Origin of the sequence: Alishewanella sp. SMS8, from assembly GCF_030737935.1 — a bacterium.
Lineage (GTDB): Bacteria > Pseudomonadota > Gammaproteobacteria > Enterobacterales > Alteromonadaceae > Alishewanella > Alishewanella maricola.
Genome location: NZ_JAPJEA010000001.1, coordinates 497330 through 516108, shown reverse-complemented (window position 1 = coordinate 516108; position 18779 = coordinate 497330). Strand labels below are relative to the sequence as shown.

15 protein-coding genes and 1 pseudogene are annotated in these 18779 nt (G+C 45.8%); 12 read left to right on the top strand and 4 right to left on the bottom strand.

Annotated features, from left to right (window positions below; translation table 11 throughout):
* Nucleotides 1–12 precede the first annotated feature (12 nt).
* The 4 genes from ORJ01_RS02255 (at nucleotide 13) to ORJ01_RS02240 (ending at nucleotide 8218) form a co-directional block, all read left to right on the top strand.
* On the top strand, nucleotides 13–1869 hold the full coding sequence (locus tag ORJ01_RS02255) for a DUF885 family protein (protein ID WP_306176836.1): 1857 nt from the start codon (nucleotides 13–15) through the stop codon (nucleotides 1867–1869).
* A gap of 130 nt (nucleotides 1870–1999) precedes the next feature.
* On the top strand, nucleotides 2000–3034 hold the full coding sequence (locus ORJ01_RS02250) for an efflux RND transporter periplasmic adaptor subunit (protein WP_306176835.1): 1035 nt from the start codon (nucleotides 2000–2002) through the stop codon (nucleotides 3032–3034).
* The gene (locus tag ORJ01_RS02245; RefSeq protein WP_306176834.1) at nucleotides 3031–6120 is read left to right on the top strand and encodes an efflux RND transporter permease subunit; all 3090 of its coding nucleotides are present in this window, start codon (nucleotides 3031–3033) and stop codon (nucleotides 6118–6120) included. The genes ORJ01_RS02250 and ORJ01_RS02245 overlap by 4 nt, the downstream gene beginning before the upstream one ends.
* Nucleotides 6121–6478: 358 nt before the next feature.
* Nucleotides 6479–8218, top strand: a complete 1740-nt coding sequence (locus tag ORJ01_RS02240; protein WP_306176833.1) for a PAS domain S-box protein — start codon at nucleotides 6479–6481, stop codon at nucleotides 8216–8218.
* A 157-nt stretch (nucleotides 8219–8375) separates the two neighbouring features.
* Here ORJ01_RS02240 and ORJ01_RS16180 read toward each other — a convergent pair.
* Nucleotides 8376–8615, bottom strand: a pseudogene (locus tag ORJ01_RS16180) (porin); the annotation flags it as partial.
* Between the two features lie 484 nt (nucleotides 8616–9099).
* Here ORJ01_RS16180 and ORJ01_RS02235 point away from each other — a divergent pair.
* Both ORJ01_RS02235 and ORJ01_RS02230 read left to right on the top strand, forming a co-directional pair.
* Nucleotides 9100–10773 carry a Calx-beta domain-containing protein gene (locus ORJ01_RS02235; RefSeq protein WP_306176832.1) on the top strand — a complete coding sequence of 558 codons (1674 nt, stop codon included), beginning with the start codon at nucleotides 9100–9102 and terminating at the stop codon, nucleotides 10771–10773.
* Nucleotides 10774–11044: 271 nt separating this feature from the next.
* Nucleotides 11045–11446, top strand: coding sequence for a hypothetical protein (locus ORJ01_RS02230; protein WP_306176831.1), 402 nt, complete (start codon nucleotides 11045–11047; stop codon nucleotides 11444–11446).
* Here the strand turns inward: ORJ01_RS02230 and ORJ01_RS02225 are convergent.
* The gene (locus ORJ01_RS02225; protein ID WP_306176830.1) at nucleotides 11430–12248 is read right to left on the bottom strand and encodes a zinc-dependent metalloprotease family protein; all 819 of its coding nucleotides are present in this window, start codon (nucleotides 12246–12248) and stop codon (nucleotides 11430–11432) included. The two genes, ORJ01_RS02230 and ORJ01_RS02225, sit on opposite strands and share 17 nt — an antisense overlap.
* A gap of 192 nt (nucleotides 12249–12440) precedes the next feature.
* Here ORJ01_RS02225 and ORJ01_RS02220 point away from each other — a divergent pair, with 192 nt between their 5' ends.
* On the top strand, nucleotides 12441–13079 hold the full coding sequence (locus tag ORJ01_RS02220) for a DUF2959 domain-containing protein (protein ID WP_306176829.1): 639 nt from the start codon (nucleotides 12441–12443) through the stop codon (nucleotides 13077–13079).
* Between the two features lie 38 nt (nucleotides 13080–13117).
* Nucleotides 13118–13342, top strand: a complete 225-nt coding sequence (locus tag ORJ01_RS02215) for a hypothetical protein (RefSeq protein WP_226749937.1) — start codon at nucleotides 13118–13120, stop codon at nucleotides 13340–13342.
* A gap of 146 nt (nucleotides 13343–13488) precedes the next feature.
* Here the strand turns inward: ORJ01_RS02215 and ORJ01_RS02210 are convergent, their stop codons facing one another.
* Entirely contained in the window at nucleotides 13489–14085 is a 597-nt protein-coding gene (locus ORJ01_RS02210; RefSeq protein ID WP_226749938.1) for a DNA-binding response regulator, read from the bottom strand.
* Nucleotides 14082–15158, bottom strand: coding sequence for a sensor histidine kinase (locus ORJ01_RS02205; protein WP_306176828.1), 1077 nt, complete (start codon nucleotides 15156–15158; stop codon nucleotides 14082–14084). The genes ORJ01_RS02210 and ORJ01_RS02205 overlap by 4 nt, the downstream gene beginning before the upstream one ends.
* A gap of 191 nt (nucleotides 15159–15349) precedes the next feature.
* Between ORJ01_RS02205 and ORJ01_RS02200 the strand changes: the two genes are divergently transcribed.
* From ORJ01_RS02200 to ORJ01_RS02185, 4 genes are all read left to right on the top strand, one after another.
* Nucleotides 15350–16270 carry an alpha/beta fold hydrolase gene (locus ORJ01_RS02200; RefSeq protein WP_306176827.1) on the top strand — a complete coding sequence of 307 codons (921 nt, stop codon included), beginning with the start codon at nucleotides 15350–15352 and terminating at the stop codon, nucleotides 16268–16270.
* Between the two features lie 8 nt (nucleotides 16271–16278).
* Nucleotides 16279–17193, top strand: coding sequence for an ABC transporter ATP-binding protein (locus ORJ01_RS02195; protein WP_306176826.1), 915 nt, complete (start codon nucleotides 16279–16281; stop codon nucleotides 17191–17193).
* Nucleotides 17190–17918, top strand: coding sequence for an ABC transporter permease (locus ORJ01_RS02190; protein ID WP_306176825.1), 729 nt, complete (start codon nucleotides 17190–17192; stop codon nucleotides 17916–17918). The genes ORJ01_RS02195 and ORJ01_RS02190 overlap by 4 nt, the downstream gene beginning before the upstream one ends.
* A 191-nt stretch (nucleotides 17919–18109) precedes the next feature.
* On the top strand, nucleotides 18110–18340 hold the full coding sequence (locus ORJ01_RS02185; RefSeq protein WP_306176824.1) for a hypothetical protein: 231 nt from the start codon (nucleotides 18110–18112) through the stop codon (nucleotides 18338–18340).
* The last annotated feature ends 439 nt before the right edge of the window (nucleotides 18341–18779 follow it).

Below are 18779 nucleotides of genomic sequence, written 5' to 3'. Positions count from 1 at the left end.
AGGATTTTAACCATGCGTAAGTCTTTAATTGCTTTAGGTTTAGCCGCTTTTCTGGCCGGTTGTGGCGAAGCGCCAACTACACAAACTAGTCAAACTGTGGATACCGTTGCCGCACAACCACAAATTTCTGAAACAGCACGACTGAATCAGTGGTTTGAAACAAAGTACGAAGAACAGTTACAGCAAAGCCCATTACGTTTGACCATGTTGGGGCGCAAAGACTTATACAACCAAGTCGATGATGTCTCAATCGCAGCAGAAGAGGCGCAATTGGCTTGGTTAGCGGCTACAGTGGCAGAACTGACCAGCAGCTTTGATTACAGCCAACTTGATTTAGAAGCACAAACCTCTTACGACATCTGGGTTTATCAGTACGAACAAGCAAAAAACGGCGTGCAATTTCGCAAGAACACTTATGTATTCAACCAGATGCAAGGTATGCATGCGTTGTTACCACAAATGCTGATTAATTTTCACAAAGTGGATAACAAAGAAGATATGCAGGCCTATGTGTCGCGTATCGAAGGCATCAGCCGAGCGATTATGCAATTACTGGAGCGCACCCAGGCGAATGCTGCGGACGATTTTCGGGCGCCTCGTTTTGCCTATGAAGGGATCATTGAGCAAATCGATAATTTGATCACCGGTGCGCCATTGCTCGATGCGCCGCAAGATATCCCATTGTGGAGCGATGCGAAAGCGAAGATCGCCGCACTGACCAGCGCGGATAAACTCAGTGATAAAGAAGCCGAGCAACTGACCAATGATGCCAAAGTGGCGCTGCAGCAGCATTTTTTACCCGCTTATACCGCATTAAAACAATGGTTAGCAGAGGACGTGAGCAACACCGACGAGATTTCGACGGGTGTGGGCAAGCAAGAAAACGGTGTTGCTTATTACGATTACATGCTAAATGTTTCCACTACTACCTCGTTAACCGCTGAGCAAATTCATCAGATTGGCCTAGATGAAGTTGAACGCCTGACGAAAGAGATGATTGCCATTAAAGATCAGGTGGGGTTTGACGGTGATCTGGCGGCCTTTTTCAAATTTATTAAAGCAGACGATCAATTTTACTATCCCAATACCGATGAAGGGCGGGAAGGCTACCTAGCAGACTCACGGCAATATTTGGCTTTTATTGAAGAAAAATTACCTGAGTATTTTGGCATTTTACCCAAGGCAGGATTGGTCGTGAAACGGGTAGAGGCATTTCGTGAGCAGCCAGGCGCAGCGCAGCATTATTTTCCTGGCACGCCCGATGGTGCAAGACCGGGTATTTACTACGCGCATTTATCTGATATGCGCGCCATGCCAAAAAACGAAATGGAAGCCATCGCGTATCATGAGGGTAGCCCTGGCCACCATATGCAAATCTCCATTGCACAAGAGCTCACCTCGGTGCCGACTTTCCGCACCCAAACCGGTTTTACGGCTTATGTCGAAGGTTGGGCGCTGTATTCAGAATTGTTAGCGAAAGAAATGGGCGCTTATGAAAACCCGTATTCAGATTTTGGCCGTTTAATTACCGAGATATGGCGCGCAGTGCGTTTAGTGGTAGATACCGGTTTACATAGTAAAGGCTGGACTGAGCAGGAGGCTATTGAATACTTCTTAGCAAAAACTCCGATAGCCAACGAAGCGGTGCGATCAGAAGTTCGACGTTATATTGTGTGGCCTGGGCAAGCGACCGCCTATAAAATTGGCATGATCAAAATACTGGAATTACGTAGCCACGCGCAGCAGCAACTGGGTGAGCGTTTCGACATTCGCGCTTTCCATGACACCGTGCTTGGTGGCGGTGCCTTGCCGCTAGCGGTGCTGGAGAAACGCGTCAACAATTGGATTGCTCAAGTCAAAGCGAGCTAAGCCAGTATTACCATACTGACCAGCTATCTCCTCAAAAGGGCTGTTTATCGCGTATAAACAGCCTTTTTTGATCATCACCGTTAAAAAGTGCGTATCGTTTGCGTTAACTTAATTATGCAAAGGACTTCACATGACACTTTTTCGGCTAATCATAGTCAGTTTGGCTATTGTCTTTTTTAGCCCGGCACAGGCACAGCAAGCTAGGGGAGGGCAGGCTGCACAAGTTATTGTTATGCCATTGAGTTTCGAGCAGCAAAGCAGCCGCATCGAAGCGGTGGGTACAGCCGAGGCCGTGCGCTCAGTGGTGATTTATCCTGCTGTTGCCGATAAAGTCACCGCAGTAAATTTTTTACCCGGACAGTTAGTTGAGCAGGGTGATGTGTTGCTGCAATTAGACGATCGCCGGCAACAAGTCGCCGTGGATCGTGTCACAATCCAATTAGCGGATGCCGAGCGCACCGTTAACCGTTTACAAGAAAGTCGCCAGCGCGGCGCTATCGCGCAAAGTGATTTAGATGACGCTATTACTAACCGCGACTTATTAAAAGTACAAATGGCCGAAGCCAAAACCAATCTTGAAGATCGAACGGTACGCGCACCCTTTAGCGGCGTAGTAGGGCTTACGGATGTCGAAGCGGGTGATCGCATCACCTTGCAAACTCCGATCACCACTTTAGATAATCGTGAACAATTACTGGTTAATTTTGTGGCGCCAGAAGCCGCCTTACCCATTTTATCGGCACAGGGTTCGGTGTCGTTACAGCCTTGGTTATCGCAAGGTGAAACGATAGCGGCGGTAATCAGCCAAGTGGATTCACGTATCGATACCGCCAATCGTAGCATTCGTGCCAGAGCCCTGCTTGATAACGCCCAAGACCAGTATCGGCCAGGTATGAGCTTTCGAGTGATTTTAGAGTTGAAGGGTGATAGCTATGCCGTGGTGCCAGAAGCCGCGCTACTGTGGGGGGCAACCAGCGCTTATGTTTGGCTCATGCAAGATAACAAAGCGGTGCGGGTTGATGTACAAATTATACAGCGACTCAGCGGCCGTTTATTAGTCGCGGGTGCCTTAAACGCCGGTGATATGCTGATTGTTGAAGGCGTGCAGAGCTTACGCAATGACCAGGCAGTAACTGCTGTTGCTACCGAGGATAGTGTCTTATGAGCCAGCCGAATATCCAGAACGATTTACCGTCGTTATCGATCCGCCGTCCCGTGTTAATTGTGGTGTTAAATCTGCTGATTATCATCGCGGGTTTAGCGGCGTTGAATGCCATAGAGGTACGAGAATTACCTGATGTCGACAGACCAATAGTGTCCGTAACGGCCGCTTACCCTGGCGGTTCGCCAGAAACCGTGGATACCGAAGTCACCAGTAAACTAGAAGGGGCAGTGGCACGGGTCAGTGGTGTTAAATCTATAAATGCATCAAGCGAAGAGGGCAGCTCTCGTATTCGCGTTGAGTTTAGACCCGGTACTAATTTAGATGACGCCGCCAATGAAACGCGTGAAGCCGTCAGTCGGGTGCAGCGCGAATTACCGAATGGTGTGGAGCGTTTAGCCATTATCAAAGCGGATAATGATGCGGAGTCGGTGGTGAGTTTAGCCGTGTCGAGTAAAACCTTGGATCTGGAAAGCTTAACCGAACGCGTTGAAACGGATTTAGCACCGATGTTTTTAAGCATTCCTGGTGTGGCTGACGTACGCTTAAATGGCGACCGCGAACGCGTGCTGCGCGTTTTACTCGACCCACTGCGTTTAACCAGTTTTAATTTATCGGTTACTGACGTGGCTGCAGCACTGCGCTTAGCGCCTTTTGATGTGCCTGCGGGCAGCATGAAATCCACCGATCAGCAGCTAATTGTTCGCGCAGATGCTACGTCGATTACCGCAGAGCAAATTGCCGATATTATTGTCAGTGGTAACACCCGAATTGGCGATGTGGCCACCGTGTATTTTGGCCCGGCAGATGCAGGCAGTTTAGTTCGGCTAGATGGTAAACCGGTGATTGGGTTAGGGGTGATCCGACAGGCTCGCTCCAATACTATTGAGATCTCAGACGAAGTGTTAGCCATGGTGAAGCAACTGGAAAACCGCTTCCCTGATTTAGAGTTACAAGTGACCTCAGATGATGCCGAGTTTATCCGCAGCTCGGTGAAAGAAGTGTTGACCTCTTTGGTGCTGACCATCTTAATGGTTATTGCCACCTTGTGGCTGTTTATCGGCTCTGGCCGTGCCACCATCGTTCCGGCTTTGTCGATCCCTGTGTCGCTGATTGGTGCTTTAGCGGCCATTTGGTTAATGGGTTTTTCAATTAATATCTTAACCTTGCTTGCACTTGTTTTGGCCACGGGTTTAATTGTGGACGATGCCATCGTGGTAACCGAAAACATTCAGCGGCGCCGAGCTATGGGTTTGGGCGCGCGGGCAGCGGCAGTTATTGGCACGCGTGAAGTATTCTTTGCTGTGGTTGCGACCACGGCGGTTCTCGTTGCGGTGTTTGTGCCCATTGCCTTTTTACCTTCTACCGCTGGTCAGTTATTCCGCGAGTTTGGTGGTGTTTTGGCTATCGCAGTGATTATTTCGTCTTTTGTGGCGTTATCACTGGTGCCCGCACTAACTGCGAGGTTGCCAATTAAATCAGGCGGTCAATCGCGTTTAGCGACGTTCGGTAACAAAATTTTGCAGGGTTATCAACGCACCTTACATTTTGCCTTAGATAAGGCATGGTGGGTATTTTTAGCCAGCGTGCTTGCTGCAACAGCCGCACTGAGTGTTGTTAGTGTGCTGGATAACGAGCTGCTTCCCACAGAAGATCGCGGTAGTATCCGTGTTTTTGCCCGTGGCCCTGATGGTGTGGGCTTGAATTTTATGGATCGTCAAGCGGATAAAATGGAGGATATTTTGCTGCCTTATGTCAACGGCGGTGATATTGACTCTATTTATACGGTTGTCGGCCAGTGGGATCCAAACCTCACCTTTATTACGGTGCCATTAAAACACTGGGATGAGCGTAAGCGCTCACAACAAGAGATTATTAATGAGATCCGTGGGCCATTGGCTGCGATACCGGGTGCGCCAGCGCGGGCTTTTGGTTCAAACAGTTTGAATTTACGTGGCCAAGGCGGTGGGCTGGAATTGGCTTTAACTGGGCAAAGCTACAGTGAAATATTTGCTGCAGCCCAGGCTTTTGCTAATGTGATCCAGCAGCAAATCCCCGAACTTGGTATGCCACGTATTTCGTATCAACCGACCCAGCCTCAGCTTAGAGTGAACATTGACCGACGTCGGGCGCAAGAATTAGGTGTGCCGTTATCCGATATCGCTACCACCTTAAGAGTAGCGATTAATGGCGATGACTTAGCCGACTTAAATGTTGGCGATCAAGCTGTACCGATTATCTTGCAAGCGCAAACTTCGAAAATTAACGACCCTTCTGATCTGGCGAATTTATATGTGGGTTCTCGGGATGGTGGCTTAGTGCCGTTATCAAGCTTGGCTTCTATTTCTGAAGAGGGCGTTGCCGCTGAACTTGAACGCCAAGCGCAGCGTCGTGCGATTGAACTTGATCTGGAATTACCGCCAGAATTACCGCTGCAAGAAGCGGTAGCGCAGTTGCGTGAGCTGGCGGAGCAACATTTACCTGATAATATTGGCTTAATCTTTTTAGGTGAAGCACAAACGTTCGAGGAAACGGCCCGCGAAGTCACCATGACCTATGTGCTGGCTTTTGTCATCGTGTTGTTGGTATTAGCCGCGCAGTTTGAAAGTGTGAATAGTGCCGTAGTGGTCATGGCTACGGTTCCCTTTGGTATTGCCGCAGCGTTATTCGCGCTGTTTTTAACCGGCACCTCGATCAACATTTACTCGCAAATAGGCTTGGTGATGCTGATTGGCTTATTAGCGAAAAATGCCATTTTGTTGGTTGAGTTTGCTGATCAGTTGCGTGACCAAGGTCTTAATGTGCGCCAAGCGGTAGAGCGTGCGGCCAGTATTCGCTTACGCCCCATCACCATGACGCTGCTTTCTACTTTATTGGGTGCGTTACCCTTGATTTTATCTACCGGCGCGGGCGCTGAAGCGCGCAACGCCATTGGCTGGGTGGTCTTTGGTGGTTTAGGCATTGCGGTGTTATTCACGCTGTATTTGACACCGGTGTTGTACCTAGCCTTAGCACGTTTTGCCAAACCAAGAGCCGATGAAAACAAGCGCTTGAAAACCGAGCTAGAGCATGCGGAGCAATTTGAGTAACGGATGGGCTTTTACCTGTGCAGCTAAACTGATAAAGCTGCACAGGTTTTGCTTTTTCGCTTGATAACGTTGATAAGGTTAGGTTTTAAACGTTGAATGGTGTCAAAGCAAAAACTTATAGAACAGATGGTATATGAAAAAAAGTGCTGCATTAAGGCAAAATTTAAGGCCTGATGCTATGTCAGTCGGCTATAAAGCCTTGTTGTTATAACTGACTAATTAGCCTAAGCATTATTTTCATCCCCTTTTAGTAACAGCTGCTAAACTAAAAATGTTCAAATTATTTTGCCCTTGATAAATTGTTTTTTCTACACCTTAAATTTAACTATCGTATTATTTCAGTGCTTAGGATAATCATATGTTTAATTTTACAACCTCAGCTGCAGAACAAGCGTTAAAGCAAGCCATTATTGCTATTGTGACCATTGACGAGAAAAATAATATTACTTTTTATAATGCGGCTGCACAGAAGCTTTGGGGCTATGAACCAAACGAAGTGCTGGGCAAAAACATCAGAATATTAGTCCCGCAAGAACATAAATCAAACCATGATTCTTACGTAAATCATCATCGCACCACAGACCAAAATAAAATTGTGGGTAGCTCGCGAGAAGTCGAGCTAGAAACAAAAGCCGGTAAGCGGATTTGGGTTCAGCTTTCTTTGTCACAAGTGATGGTCGGTGGTAAAAAACATTACACCGCTTTTGTTAGAGATGTCAGTGCCGAGCGTGAGGCTCGTCTCACGGTCGAGCAAATACTTGAACAAGCCTTAGACGCTGTTGTGTCAATTGATGAGAACAATAATATTACTTTTTATAATTCTGCTGCTGAAAAGTTGTGGGGATATCAACGTGCTGAAGTTCTTGGGCAAAACGTCAAAATGTTGGTGCCGCAAGCCATTCAATCTAGACATGATGATTTTGTAAACGCTAACCGAAAAACGGGTCAGGATAAAATTGTTGGCACGAGCCGAGAAGTAGAAATTTTTCGTAAAGATGGCAGCACTTTATGGGGAAGTTTATCCCTGTCGCGAGTCAAATTGGGTGGGCGCACGTTATATACCGCTTTTTTACGTGATGTAACCGAAGAAGTTGAGAAAAGAGAGATGCAGCGAATGTTGTCTCTTGTCGCAAATGAGACAGATAATGCGGTAATTATCAGTGATGCTGATGGCCTCATTGAATACGTTAACAATGGCTTTGTGCGATTGACTGGTTATACCTTAGCGGAAGTGAAAGGCAAAAAACCTGGAAAGGTTTTGCAAGGTAAAGAAACCAATCCAGAGACTATCAACACCATTAGAAAGCACTTGCGCGAACGCACGCCATTTTACGATGAAGTTTTGAATTATAGAAAAGATGGTAAGCCATACTGGACGTCATTATCGATTAACCCGGTAATCATCGATGGCGTGTTAGTGAATTTTATCGCCGTTCAGGCTGATATTACTAAAGTGAAACAAATGGCGTTGGATTTTACCAATAGGCTTGATGCAATTGGTGAAGCGCTTTGTATTATGGAGATTACGCCACAAGGTGAATTGATTGAGGCAAATCATTTACTCACTGACACATTAAAAGGCCTAATGTCAGTGTCAGAATTTGCACCACATGTTTTTAAAGCGTTAAGCCAAGAAGAACAAGCCTCACTTGAAAAAGAAGGTTACGTTTCGAAACTAGTTGAAGTAGGTCATGGCAGTAACTTTAAAGCATTTGATGCACGGATGTGTGTATTACGCAGTTTTTCGGGTGAGATAGGGCGTTTGGTCTTTTTTGCTATAGATGTCAGTATCCGCAAAAGAGCTGTTAATGAAACACAAGTTTCTATGGAGAGCTTGGTTAAAACCAGTCAAACCATCAGTAATATTGTTGCTACTATCAATGGTATTTCTGAGCAAACCAATCTATTGGCTTTAAATGCAGCAATTGAAGCGGCTCGTGCTGGTGAGGTAGGGCGTGGTTTCGCCGTTGTTGCCGATGAAGTAAGAAACTTGGCGGGGAACTCAAAAGATTCATCTAATGAAATTAAGGTATTAGTTAAAGATACGGTTCAAAAAATTGAACATGTTGCAAAATTAATCAAGCAAATCGACAGTTGATACCCTGCAAAATGCAAACAATACTGATGTGGTGAGGTGCTTGCACTTACTTGGGAAGGTCTTGAAAGTTGAATTGTTAATAGCAAATCTCTTTAAAACTGATGGGCCTTTGAAAGAAAATGCTGAGCTCAAGCACAATTCAAGAACGTGTGCTGCTTTAAAAGTTTAGCTGGGCTCGTAACGAAATGGCGTTACCAAAGCCCAGCGCTTTAGTTTTTTTGATAGACTTAGCGTTTAAGATATTCGCTATCAGCTTAATGTTTTTACTGGGGTAATAACGTAAACCAAAAGAATATACTGAGGCGCGGCTTTGTTCTTGTGTCAGGTTGAACCTGCTGATGCCTGCCGTTAGCTCCCAGTCGTTTTTGCTACTGATGCCACCAAGACTGCCATTTTTAAACTTTCTGTTTTGTCCCGAGAGTCATTCGCTCGTCTCAAAATATCCCCCACTATATTGATACTGCTGTGCAGAAGTACTGTTGATGTCAGTTTGCGGCCACTCAGCCATAAGCATAAAACCTTTGTGTTGCCTAAGCATATCTATACCGATTAAAGGTTTGGTTATGCCAAGCGCTCTCTATAGTTGCCGCGCTAAAAACACGATTAACGCCTTTTGCTCGTGCGATGAGCTATACTTTATTTTTTAATTCTCTGCCGAGATTTCATCATAGCTACGCTCTTGCTTTATCGCTCAAATGGCTGTTGGTCATTCTTTGTTTGATCCGATGCAGTAGGTGGTAGCGTTTTATAAATAGGCTTGAGCCGTCGCCTTGAATAAACGGCATAGTTGTACGAGTTGAGTATAACGCATCTGTTAAGGAGCAGGTTCGCTGAGCGGCCACGTTTCCTTTTGTGAATAAACAACTTAGGAGCCGTATTTTATGCTAAAACCCCTCAGTTTTTCGGTATTAGCGCTATCGTCGGTCATGGCTTTTGCCGAGTCTTATCCCGATCGCACACTTGATATTAATGCGCCAACACAGTTTTTGCAGTCAAACGGCTTTACCTATCCGGCGCTAACACATTTAGAATCTGAAGCTTTGGTGCATGATGTGGTGTTTTTCTACTCAAACGACATGCTGGATTACTTTCAAAATGATGTTGAGCAGCTGCTTGCTTATGTTGAAGGGGCGGTGAAGATTAATAACGACAGTTTTCGACGCCAAGATATTCCATTACGCCGCAGAATAGCGGGGGTAGTGGTGATACCCACAGATTTAGCTTATGACGATAAAGCTGAGCGGGAAGAACGGCTTAATAATTTGCGCAGTGTATATTTCAACAGAACCTATGATTTTAGTTTTTACTACGATACCTCTTATGTCGTGGCACTTAACCGCTATTACCCTGATATTGTTGCCTCTATTGGTTTGGCTGAAGTAAGCGGTAAATACTCTTGGGTCTCTCCGGTTGGGCTCGGTTTAGCCGACCGTACCTTAGCGCACGAGCTAGGACACAACGATGGTTTTATTCATGATACCGAAAGTTATAACAGCTACACCACGGCTGAGCGCACGCTTTTAGCTGCGCCATTCGCTCGTGGTAGCACCTGTGGTAACTTTGACAGTATTATGAAAAGTGCTAATGGTAATCGCAGCGAAGGGTTTTTTTCATCGCCTTTAGTAAGCAACAGCCAAGGCGTAGCCTGTGGGGTAAATGAAGAAGCGGATGCCGCACGAGCTTATAAAGAAGCCATTGTCAGTCTTATTCCTAATCGTCAGCGGCCCTTTGCTAACAATAAACCCGCTAAAGCCGCTTCAGGCACTGTTGCCTTATCTTTGCCAAGTGCGGTGATTAACGAAGGGCAAACGTTAATCGTTGAAGTCAACTGGTCAGGCGCCGCCTTAGGTGATGTTGTGCAGTTAATTACGCGCAAAGCGACTGCCGATCTCACCGATTTTCAGTCTACGCTTCAAAGTGTCTACTTTGATGGCAGCAACACCACAAGCCAAGTGAGTGTAGCAACCTTCCAAGATACGGTGTTTGAGCAAGATGAGGTGTTCGTCGTAGAGCTGATCCATCCTTATGGCGTCAGTATTGCCAGCAATGCCACATCGCAAACCGTGACGATCACCTCAGATGACATGGGTAATCCCGGTGTGATTAACTTTTCACAAAACACGTTGCAATTATCCGAAGGCCAGAATGCCAATTTAACGCTTAATCGTACAAATGGTGCAGACGGTCAAATTAGCGTTACGGTGTTGGCTGAAGCTGGCAGTGCCACTGCTGACGATTTTACCCCAATAAACCGTGAAGTGGTGTTTGCCAATGGTGAGCTGAGTAAAACCATTAATGTTGCGGCCACAGCCGATTTGCTTGCCGAACCTGCTGAAACTTTTACCGTGCGCTTAACGGGCAACAACCAAGTGATTGGCACGAATAATAGTGTCAGCGTCACTATTAACGCCTCTAGTGCTCCAGCATCGGGTGGCAACACCGGAAGTAACAGCAGTTCAGGCGGCGGTAGCAGTAATCTGTCGGCACTTTGGTTGTTAGTGTTAATCGCAATGCGTTGGCGCTTTGCTAATACCCCTCACGGGGGAAGGGCTTAAAAATGGTATTGTGAAGCCACAACACGTTTTAAAACGGATATGCCGCTGTGTTGGGAAGTTAAAGGCGTTACGCCAAAGTTTAAGGGTGCTTTCAACGTTTGATGGGTGGCAGATGGTTAGTGAAGCCGTTTAAATTAACTTCCAAAGCTCGCTATTTTCTGCTCTGAGAAAAACTAAATTATTTTAATGTGTTATGCAGTTTTGCTATCAAATTAAGCTCGCAGAGCTCTTATTGATAGCGCTTAAGCATAAAATTCATACGAGAGAATTAATGAAAGTACCTTACCTATTGAGAACACTACTTTTTGTTATTATTTTATTTAACGGGAATAGTGCCGCTGATGAGCTTTATCTAACAATCGAAGAGCGCGAACAGCAGGCTGTTTTAATTGTGAGTGCTAAGGTTGTTAGTTTAGTACCGCTAAAGTTTTCAGAAGATTTGTACGAGCGAAAGGTCGCTATTCTTGCAATTCAAAATATCAGCAAAGGCAATTCGAACGCTGAATTTATATTAGTGTCAGTGGGTTATTATTGGCCTTATGGGATGTTGAATAGCCAAGATATTAACGTTGAGGTAGGTATGAAAGGTACTTGGTTTCTTACTAAAGAAAAGGAAACAGGGCTATTTAAATTAAATAGCCCAAGTGATGTGGTGATTAACCCATTAAACTAGCTTGATTATTTTTCTTTCTTAATTGGAAAAACAGCATTAAGCAGGCAGATAAAAACAAGATTATTGCAGGGGGTTCTGATACCGCTGCTGATCTTTCACCTAAGTTATTGACTAAAATTTCCATATTCTCATAGCTAAAGGCTCTATCTTTTAACCTTTCGATATTAGGCATATTAGAAGGGGCCGCGCCAGTGGCCATTAAACCCCATGCCGATTCGCCTGGGTTAGGTTGCGCTAGCGTTGGATGAGCTAATCCTAAGCCATGCCCAATTTCATGTGATAAGGTTCCTGCAATCGCATTAACGGCTTCGTTAGTATCCCAACTGAAACCTGCACTAATGGTAAGGGCAGAAAAAATGTTATTGGAAAAAATAGACCCAAAAATAGTGTTTGGCGCAATTGTTGAGCGAGAAACACAGGTATAACATGCTACGCCGAGCCCATTGTATGGGCCAGAAAGACGAGAACCCACTTGAATAGTATAGTGGTTCGGATCGATAGCGGATACATCGTCAGTGACAGCTGCTTTTATAAAATCAATATTTAATTGTTTATCGTTGCTGATAAAGCCATAAAGACTACTATTGTAAAAATCATTTCGAACGGCTGTCATGATGGCATCCGTTAATGAATTAAAGGTGCTTGCTGCGAATCCTGCTTGAGTCACGTCAAATGCAGATGTGGTGTTTCCCCACATATCAGTCGAGGTAGAGGTAAAATCAACTTTTATGAGTAATGCATTAGCCGAATAACTGGTCATCGCGAATAAAAAAAGAGCTAAAAAGCTTACCTTTTTTAACATAAATCCATCCCGCTGTTTAAATTGTTGTTCTCAGAATTAAACTATAGCCTAAAACAGCTGTTTATTGACCTTTTTCTTTCACTTACTGGGGGAAATTAAAAGCGTTATGCCAAAGGAAGCAAACTTAAGATTTGTTCAAATCACGTTTAGTGGTTATTATCAGATGTCTGGTTTTTGCAAAGGACTGATCTTATGCGTTATCTATGGTTAATTTTGCCCATTTTCTTTACTTTAACGGGCTGTCAAAGTGCCTATTATTCGGCGATGGAAAAGGTTGGCGTGCATAAGCGTGATATTTTAGTTGATCGAGTAGAAGAAGCGCAGCAATCACAGCAAGAGGCGCAGCAACAGTTTAAGTCAGCGCTAGAACAGTTCAGCAGCTTAATAAAGTTCGATGGTGGCGACTTACAGCGTATGTATGAAGCGACCGATAGCGAGTTTCAGGCCTGTAGCAAAGCCGCTGCAGAGGTAAGTGGCCGCATTGACAGTATCGAATCGGTAGCCGATGCCTTATTTGACGAGTGGCAAGATGAGCTGGAGCTTTATGGCAACGACAAATTGAAACGCGACAGTGCGAGTAAGCTGGCCGCCACGAAACGCCAATACACCAGTTTACTTAAAACCATGCGCCGCGCCGAAGACAGCATGCAGCCTGTGCTGGCGTCACTGCAAGATAACACCCTTTATTTAAAGCATAACCTAAACGCCAAAGCGATTGGGGCGTTAAAAGGTGAGTTTAATTCTATTCAAAAAGACATTAACCAACTGATTGCTGAAATGAATACCGCAATTAAACAAAGCGAACAGTTTGTGGCAGCGTTAAAACAATAAATTCAACAACAGTAAAAATCATTCGTCAGGAGTACGTTATGGCAGGTCAGGGCTCAGGTGGCAACGTTATCGCCGCCTTGTGTAATGTGTTTATCCCCGGGTTAGGGCAGCTGGTCCAAGGCCGTATTTTAGCGGCTATCGTGTTTTTTGTTATTTGTGCTGTGGGTTATGCCACCTTTTGGTTAGTGATCCCGGCTATTGTCGCTGCCATAGCGCACTTATGGTCGATAATTGATGCGGCTAAGTTTCGTCCCATGCTTTAAGGGTTTTTAGTCATTTTAACCAAGATTCATTTAAACACGCGGCCAATGATACCGCGTGTAATGGCTTAACTTATGACCTTTTGAGTTTTGTTGTCTTTAGCAGTGTCAGACTGCATCCCGCCTGTAAGTTTTGCGTGATAACCTTATTACAACCACCCTTTATGTCGCGCAATGCGCGCTGCATCAATACGGTTACTGGCGTTCAGTTTACTAATGGCTTCAGATAAGTAATTACGGGCAGTGCCTTCGGCGATATACAATGCTGCGGCAATCTCACTGGTGCTTAGCCCCTCAGTCGCTAAGCGCAAAGCTTGGCGCTCTTTTTCGCTCAACGGATCTTGATCGCCTAACGAGTTTAACAACAATTCACTGTCTATGACCCGTTTGCCTGCCATCACTTGCGATATAGCGCTGACCAATTCTGCGACCGGCGCGTCTTTCAATAAAAAACCACCCACGCCTGCGTCAATAGCGCGCTTCACATAGCCAGCACGACCAAAGGTAGTAATAATCACGACTTTGGTAGCTAATTTTTGTTGTTGAACATATTGCGCTAGTTCAATCCCGGTATGACCTGGCATTTCTATATCGCTTAACAGCAAATCAAACCTTTGTTTTTTTAACAGTGCCAGCGCGGTATTGCCGTCAGCAGCTTCGGTTACCGAATAGTCAGCTTCCAGTTGCAGCAAGGTGGCCAATGCCGTGCGTACCATGGCCTGATCTTCAGCCAGTAAAATATTCATACGTTGTTCTTCCTAAGCGGCAGCTCAATTAAAGCCGTTACGCCCTCGTGTTGTTGCAAAAGTAAGCTGGCGCCCACCGCGGCTAAACGCTGACGTAGCCCCTGTAAGCCATTGCCTTCCTTAAGATTGCTGGCTGTGCCGTTGTCTGTCACTTCTACTTTAAGGCAATCAGATTGTTGGCTAAAGCTGATTTGACAGCGATCGGCTTTACTGTGGCGCATGACATTGGTTACTAGCTCAGTTAAGGCCAGTAGCATGGTGGTTTCATGTCGTTTATCCAGCACCGGGATCGTGCCAACCAGTTCGGCTTTACAGCCTGCATCGCGCAGGCGTGCCAATAATTTAGTGATTTCTGCGGCTAAGCCCTGATGCTTATACCCTGACACGCTTTGCCTAACCTGGCTTAAGGCATCGCGGGCGATCTGGCTTAACTCCATAAGATGTTGCTGCGCTTCAGTCGTTTTTTGATGCGATAGCAACTTTTCGGCTAAATCGGCTTTTAAAACAATACTGGATAAGGTGTGACCAAGAATGTCGTGTAAATCACGACCAATGCGTTCGCGCTCGACCATGGCAGCAAGTTGTTTAATTTCGTCTTCGCTTTTATGTTCGGCCAGGCGGTGCCGCAGTTTGGCTTGTTCGGCGCGGCCAAGTAGGCTTACCGCCAACACGATGGGCACACCCATAATCAAAAATAGCGGCCATGCAATGCCTAAGCTGATATCCAACACCACCAAAAGCGCTACCAACATACTCATTAGCAGCAGATAAGGTTTTAACGCGTAGGCATAACCAATAAAAAAGCCGGCATAAGCAAACATAGCAATGGAGCCGGCGTTAATAGGGGTTATCAGGCTCGCAATGAGTACTATACCGGTTATTGGCCAGTGTAATTGCTGCCGTTTGCAGCGATAGGCAGCAAAATAACAAGCTAAAAACAGCAGCAATGCCAGTGCCATACTAAGGTATTGCCAAAGTGCAAAGCGCACCGTAAAAAGCGGGATAATGTAAAACACCAGATTAATCAGGTAAATCCAACTAAGTTTACTCTCTAACTTTTCATCAAGTGCCATTGGCTTCTCCTAATTATTCTGATGGTTTAGTCTAATCAGGAAGCGGTAGGCAACGCCAGTGACAAAGGTCATATTACGCGATGGCATTTGTCACCCATTATTGCTGACAAGCGTTACCTGTGCAGTTTGTTGCCATTTCCTACACTGACCTCATCAACAACGCACACCTAAAAATTGATGAGGTACATACGATGAAACCATTAAACACCACGCTCTGTCATTGGGTTCTGGCTTTAGGTTTGGCTGGCAGTTTGCTCAGCTTACCTATTCAAGCAAAGCAAGCCGTTACACCCAACACGCTGCCGGCTAAAGCGCAGCAAGCTTGCGCTTGTTTTGAGGCAAAGGTGATTGGGCAGGGGCCAGCGATTATTTTAATTCCAGGGCTGGCGTCATCTGGCGAGGTTTGGCAAAGCACGGTGGAAGCACTTAAGGCCAATTATCAGTTGCATATTTTGACTTTAGCCGGCTTTGCTGGGGTAAAACCCATCCCCTCCCAGCAGTGGGGTGATGGTTACCTTGCGCTGCAACAGCAAGCGTTATTACGTTACATCCGCGAACAGCAACTTCATAAACCTATCGTTGTTGGGCATTCGCTAGGCGGTTATTTAGCGCTGGCATTAGCGGTAACTGCACCATCAGAAATTGGCGGCGTGGTCAATGTTGATGGCCTACCGGCTCTGGGCGCACTTTTTGCGAAGCAGATGAGCAGTGCAGCAACAAGCGAAAACACCGTACCTATTAACGGTGGTTTTGACCCAATGGCAATGGCAAAAAGTATGGCTACAAGCCAGGATTGGCAGCAGCGTATTGTTAAAGACATGTTTCGTTCAGATGGGCAAACCTCTGGTCGGGTATTTGCCGAGCTCATGCAGGCCGATTTGCGGCCACAGCTAGTCAATATTAAGGTGCCCGTGCTTACTATCGGAGCACTGCAAAATGGAGCGCCCTATAGTACTGCCGAGCAAGTAAAAGCAAATTATCAAGCACAGTTAGCAAATGCACCAACGCAATTTCACCGCTTTGCTTTTGCTTACGAGTCTAAGCATTTTGTCATGGCGGATGCGCCGGTGTGGCTTAACCAGCAAATTCAGCAATTTTTAGCGGCGCAGTAGGAGGTTATATGACGTTAGCTTCTCAACCCGTGTTACAGGTTAATCATCTTTATAAACGCTATGGGCGAACCCATGCTTTGCAAGGGGTAAGTCTTGAGGTGGCAGCAGGGGAAGTATTAGCCATTTTAGGGCCAAATGGTGCGGGTAAAACCACCCTTATTGCTGCCATTTTAGGGTTACTTCGCACAGACAGTGGCAGTATTAGCTTATTTAGCGAGCTGCAACAATCCAATACCCGCGAGGCTGCGGTGAAGCAGCGGCTAGGTGTCATGATGCAAATTGGTTCGGCCAGCGCCAACTTAACGGTGGCCGAGCAATGTGATTTATTCAGCAGTTATTACACGAACAGTAAAACCGTGACGGAGTTGTTAGCTATCTCCGGCTTAACCGAACAAGCGGATCAGCGTTTTAGCCGTTTATCAGGTGGGCAAAAGCAACGCTTGCTGTTTGCGCTGGCGCTAGCGGGTAAACCCGATTTACTGTTTTTGGATGAGCCTACTTTAGGCATGGATGTAGAAGCCAGGCGTGCACTGTGGCAGCAAATTGCTTCATTAAAAGCGGCAGGCGTAGCCGTGGTTTTAACCACGCATTATTTAGAAGAAGCCGAGCGCTTAGCTGATCGTATAGCCGTGTTGCAGTGCGGTAAGATCATTGCGCTCGGTAGTCCAGCACAACTTACCGCGCAAATCAGTGGCAAACAGATTTTCTGCACCAGCGCCTTAACTAAAGCGCAGCTGTTAGCTCTGCCAGGCGTACTGAAGCTGGAACAACAGCATGAACGTTTTTGTATTGTGAGCCAGGCGGTTGAACGAACTGTGCTGGCGTTGTTACAAGCTGATGCCAGTGTTGGTAATTTAGAAATAAAATCCGTGGCTTTAGAGCAAGCCTTTTTACAACTCACCCATACACAGGAGGCGCTATGAGCAGTTTAACTTTGTATTACAAAGAAGCCCGTTACGATTTACTCAGTATTTTGCGTACACCGGCTTTTGTGTTGCCGGCTCTGGCTTTTCCATTGATGTTTTACTTGTTTTTTGGTGTGTTTTTTCGAAGTGGCGGCGGGGCGGATTACCTGCTAGTGACTTACAGCTGCTTCGGTGTTATGGGCCCGGCCATGTTTAATTTTGCCGCCGGGATCGCCAGCGATCGCGCCCACGGCTGGCTAACGCTCAAGCAATTATCACCTATGCCGTTTAGTGCCTATTTGTTGGGTAAGCTAAGTACTAGTTTGGTATTTTCTGTGGTGATTTTAGCGTTGTTATTTAGCACAGGTGCTGGGCTTGGCGGCGTGGTGTTAAGTGACGGGCAATGGCTGTTATTAGCGATAACGATATTAGTAGGCACGCTGCCTTTTGCCTTGCTGGGGCTATTATTAGGTTTAAGCCTGTCTGATAAGGCTGCACCGGGTGTGGTTAACCTTATTTATTTGCCCATGGCGTTTTTATCGGGGTTGTGGCTGCCGTTATTTCTGTTTCCTGATTGGCTACAACAACTTGCTTGGTTATGGCCCAGTTTTCATTTGTCGCAGTTAGGTTTAAAAGTCATTGCGCAAGATCTAGGGTTTAGCTGGTTCAGTCATCTTGGTGCGTTGTTGTTAATGTCAATGCTGCTGGCTCTGGCTTGTGCAAGGCGTTTTAGGCAGATGTAATTTGGTATTGGTGTTATTTTAATTTCTTTTTACCTTAGCGTGAATTTCGCTAGAAGATCGACATTAAAAACGATTGCTAATTTAGCGTTCAGCAGTAAGCTTAATTTGAATTGAAAATTGTTTTAGTCAGGTTATCAACTTAGACAATAACGGTGAGTTTAGCTTGTTTAAAAAAGAAGGTAGTAAAGCCAATGCAGCAATCTATAACACGACTTACTTCACTGCTATTGCTGTTTACGCTCGCTGGTTGCAGTAATAAAGCGATCTATCAGAATTTGCAGCTTAATAAAAAGCAGCAATGTCAGCAATTACCGGTCAGCCAATATGATGAGTGTATGCGGAGTATCCCTCTCACTTACGAAGAGTATGAGCGGGAACGGCAGGAAGTGCTGAAAAAGAGTAAAAAGACCAAAGATGAGTAGTTAATCGCTGCTCTAAACCCAGCAGTATCAAGCTGGGTTTATTGCACCTAGCCTACAGTGTCAGATACCGAGCACTCCCAAGTTCTCAGAGTTTAAAGTTTTTCGCCGTTGGCGAGATACTTTCTTTTGCGTCGCCAAAAGAAAGTATCCAAAGAAAATGCGACCCCACTTCCGCTCGAAAGCCCGACTGCTCATGCGCTGTCCAAGGCGAAAACGTAACTCGCGCGGCGCTACCGTCGCCGCACTCAAACACCCGTTTTCTTAAAACCTTGGCCAACGATGTTCAGTCGGCTCGCTCTAAGGGGAATAAAAGCCAGAACGGTAATCGCTTAGCGAGACCCTTGTGCCAGAATTGGCGCATCTCAAGTATCGTGAATTGTTGGTCAATCCATGTCGTGTTTTTTACAAGTAGGATAATGAAAGAGTGTTTTCCTAATAG

What these genes read in the sequence shown, in the direction of transcription:
- ORJ01_RS02255 (WP_306176836.1), top strand. Translation starts at nt 13, where the DNA reads ATGCGTAAGTCTTTAATTGCTTTAGGTTTAGCCGCTTTTCTGGCCGGT.
- ORJ01_RS02250 (WP_306176835.1), top strand. Translation starts at nt 2,000, where the DNA reads ATGACACTTTTTCGGCTAATCATAGTCAGTTTGGCTATTGTCTTTTTT.
- ORJ01_RS02245 (WP_306176834.1), top strand. Translation starts at nt 3,031, where the DNA reads ATGAGCCAGCCGAATATCCAGAACGATTTACCGTCGTTATCGATCCGC.
- ORJ01_RS02240 (WP_306176833.1), top strand. Translation starts at nt 6,479, where the DNA reads ATGTTTAATTTTACAACCTCAGCTGCAGAACAAGCGTTAAAGCAAGCC.
- ORJ01_RS02235 (WP_306176832.1), top strand. Translation starts at nt 9,100, where the DNA reads ATGCTAAAACCCCTCAGTTTTTCGGTATTAGCGCTATCGTCGGTCATG.
- ORJ01_RS02230 (WP_306176831.1), top strand. Translation starts at nt 11,045, where the DNA reads ATGAAAGTACCTTACCTATTGAGAACACTACTTTTTGTTATTATTTTA.
- ORJ01_RS02225 (WP_306176830.1), bottom strand. Translation starts at nt 12,248, where the DNA reads ATGTTAAAAAAGGTAAGCTTTTTAGCTCTTTTTTTATTCGCGATGACC.
- ORJ01_RS02220 (WP_306176829.1), top strand. Translation starts at nt 12,441, where the DNA reads ATGCGTTATCTATGGTTAATTTTGCCCATTTTCTTTACTTTAACGGGC.
- ORJ01_RS02215 (WP_226749937.1), top strand. Translation starts at nt 13,118, where the DNA reads ATGGCAGGTCAGGGCTCAGGTGGCAACGTTATCGCCGCCTTGTGTAAT.
- ORJ01_RS02210 (WP_226749938.1), bottom strand. Translation starts at nt 14,085, where the DNA reads ATGAATATTTTACTGGCTGAAGATCAGGCCATGGTACGCACGGCATTG.
- ORJ01_RS02205 (WP_306176828.1), bottom strand. Translation starts at nt 15,158, where the DNA reads ATGGCACTTGATGAAAAGTTAGAGAGTAAACTTAGTTGGATTTACCTG.
- ORJ01_RS02200 (WP_306176827.1), top strand. Translation starts at nt 15,350, where the DNA reads ATGAAACCATTAAACACCACGCTCTGTCATTGGGTTCTGGCTTTAGGT.
- ORJ01_RS02195 (WP_306176826.1), top strand. Translation starts at nt 16,279, where the DNA reads ATGACGTTAGCTTCTCAACCCGTGTTACAGGTTAATCATCTTTATAAA.
- ORJ01_RS02190 (WP_306176825.1), top strand. Translation starts at nt 17,190, where the DNA reads ATGAGCAGTTTAACTTTGTATTACAAAGAAGCCCGTTACGATTTACTC.
- ORJ01_RS02185 (WP_306176824.1), top strand. Translation starts at nt 18,110, where the DNA reads ATGCAGCAATCTATAACACGACTTACTTCACTGCTATTGCTGTTTACG.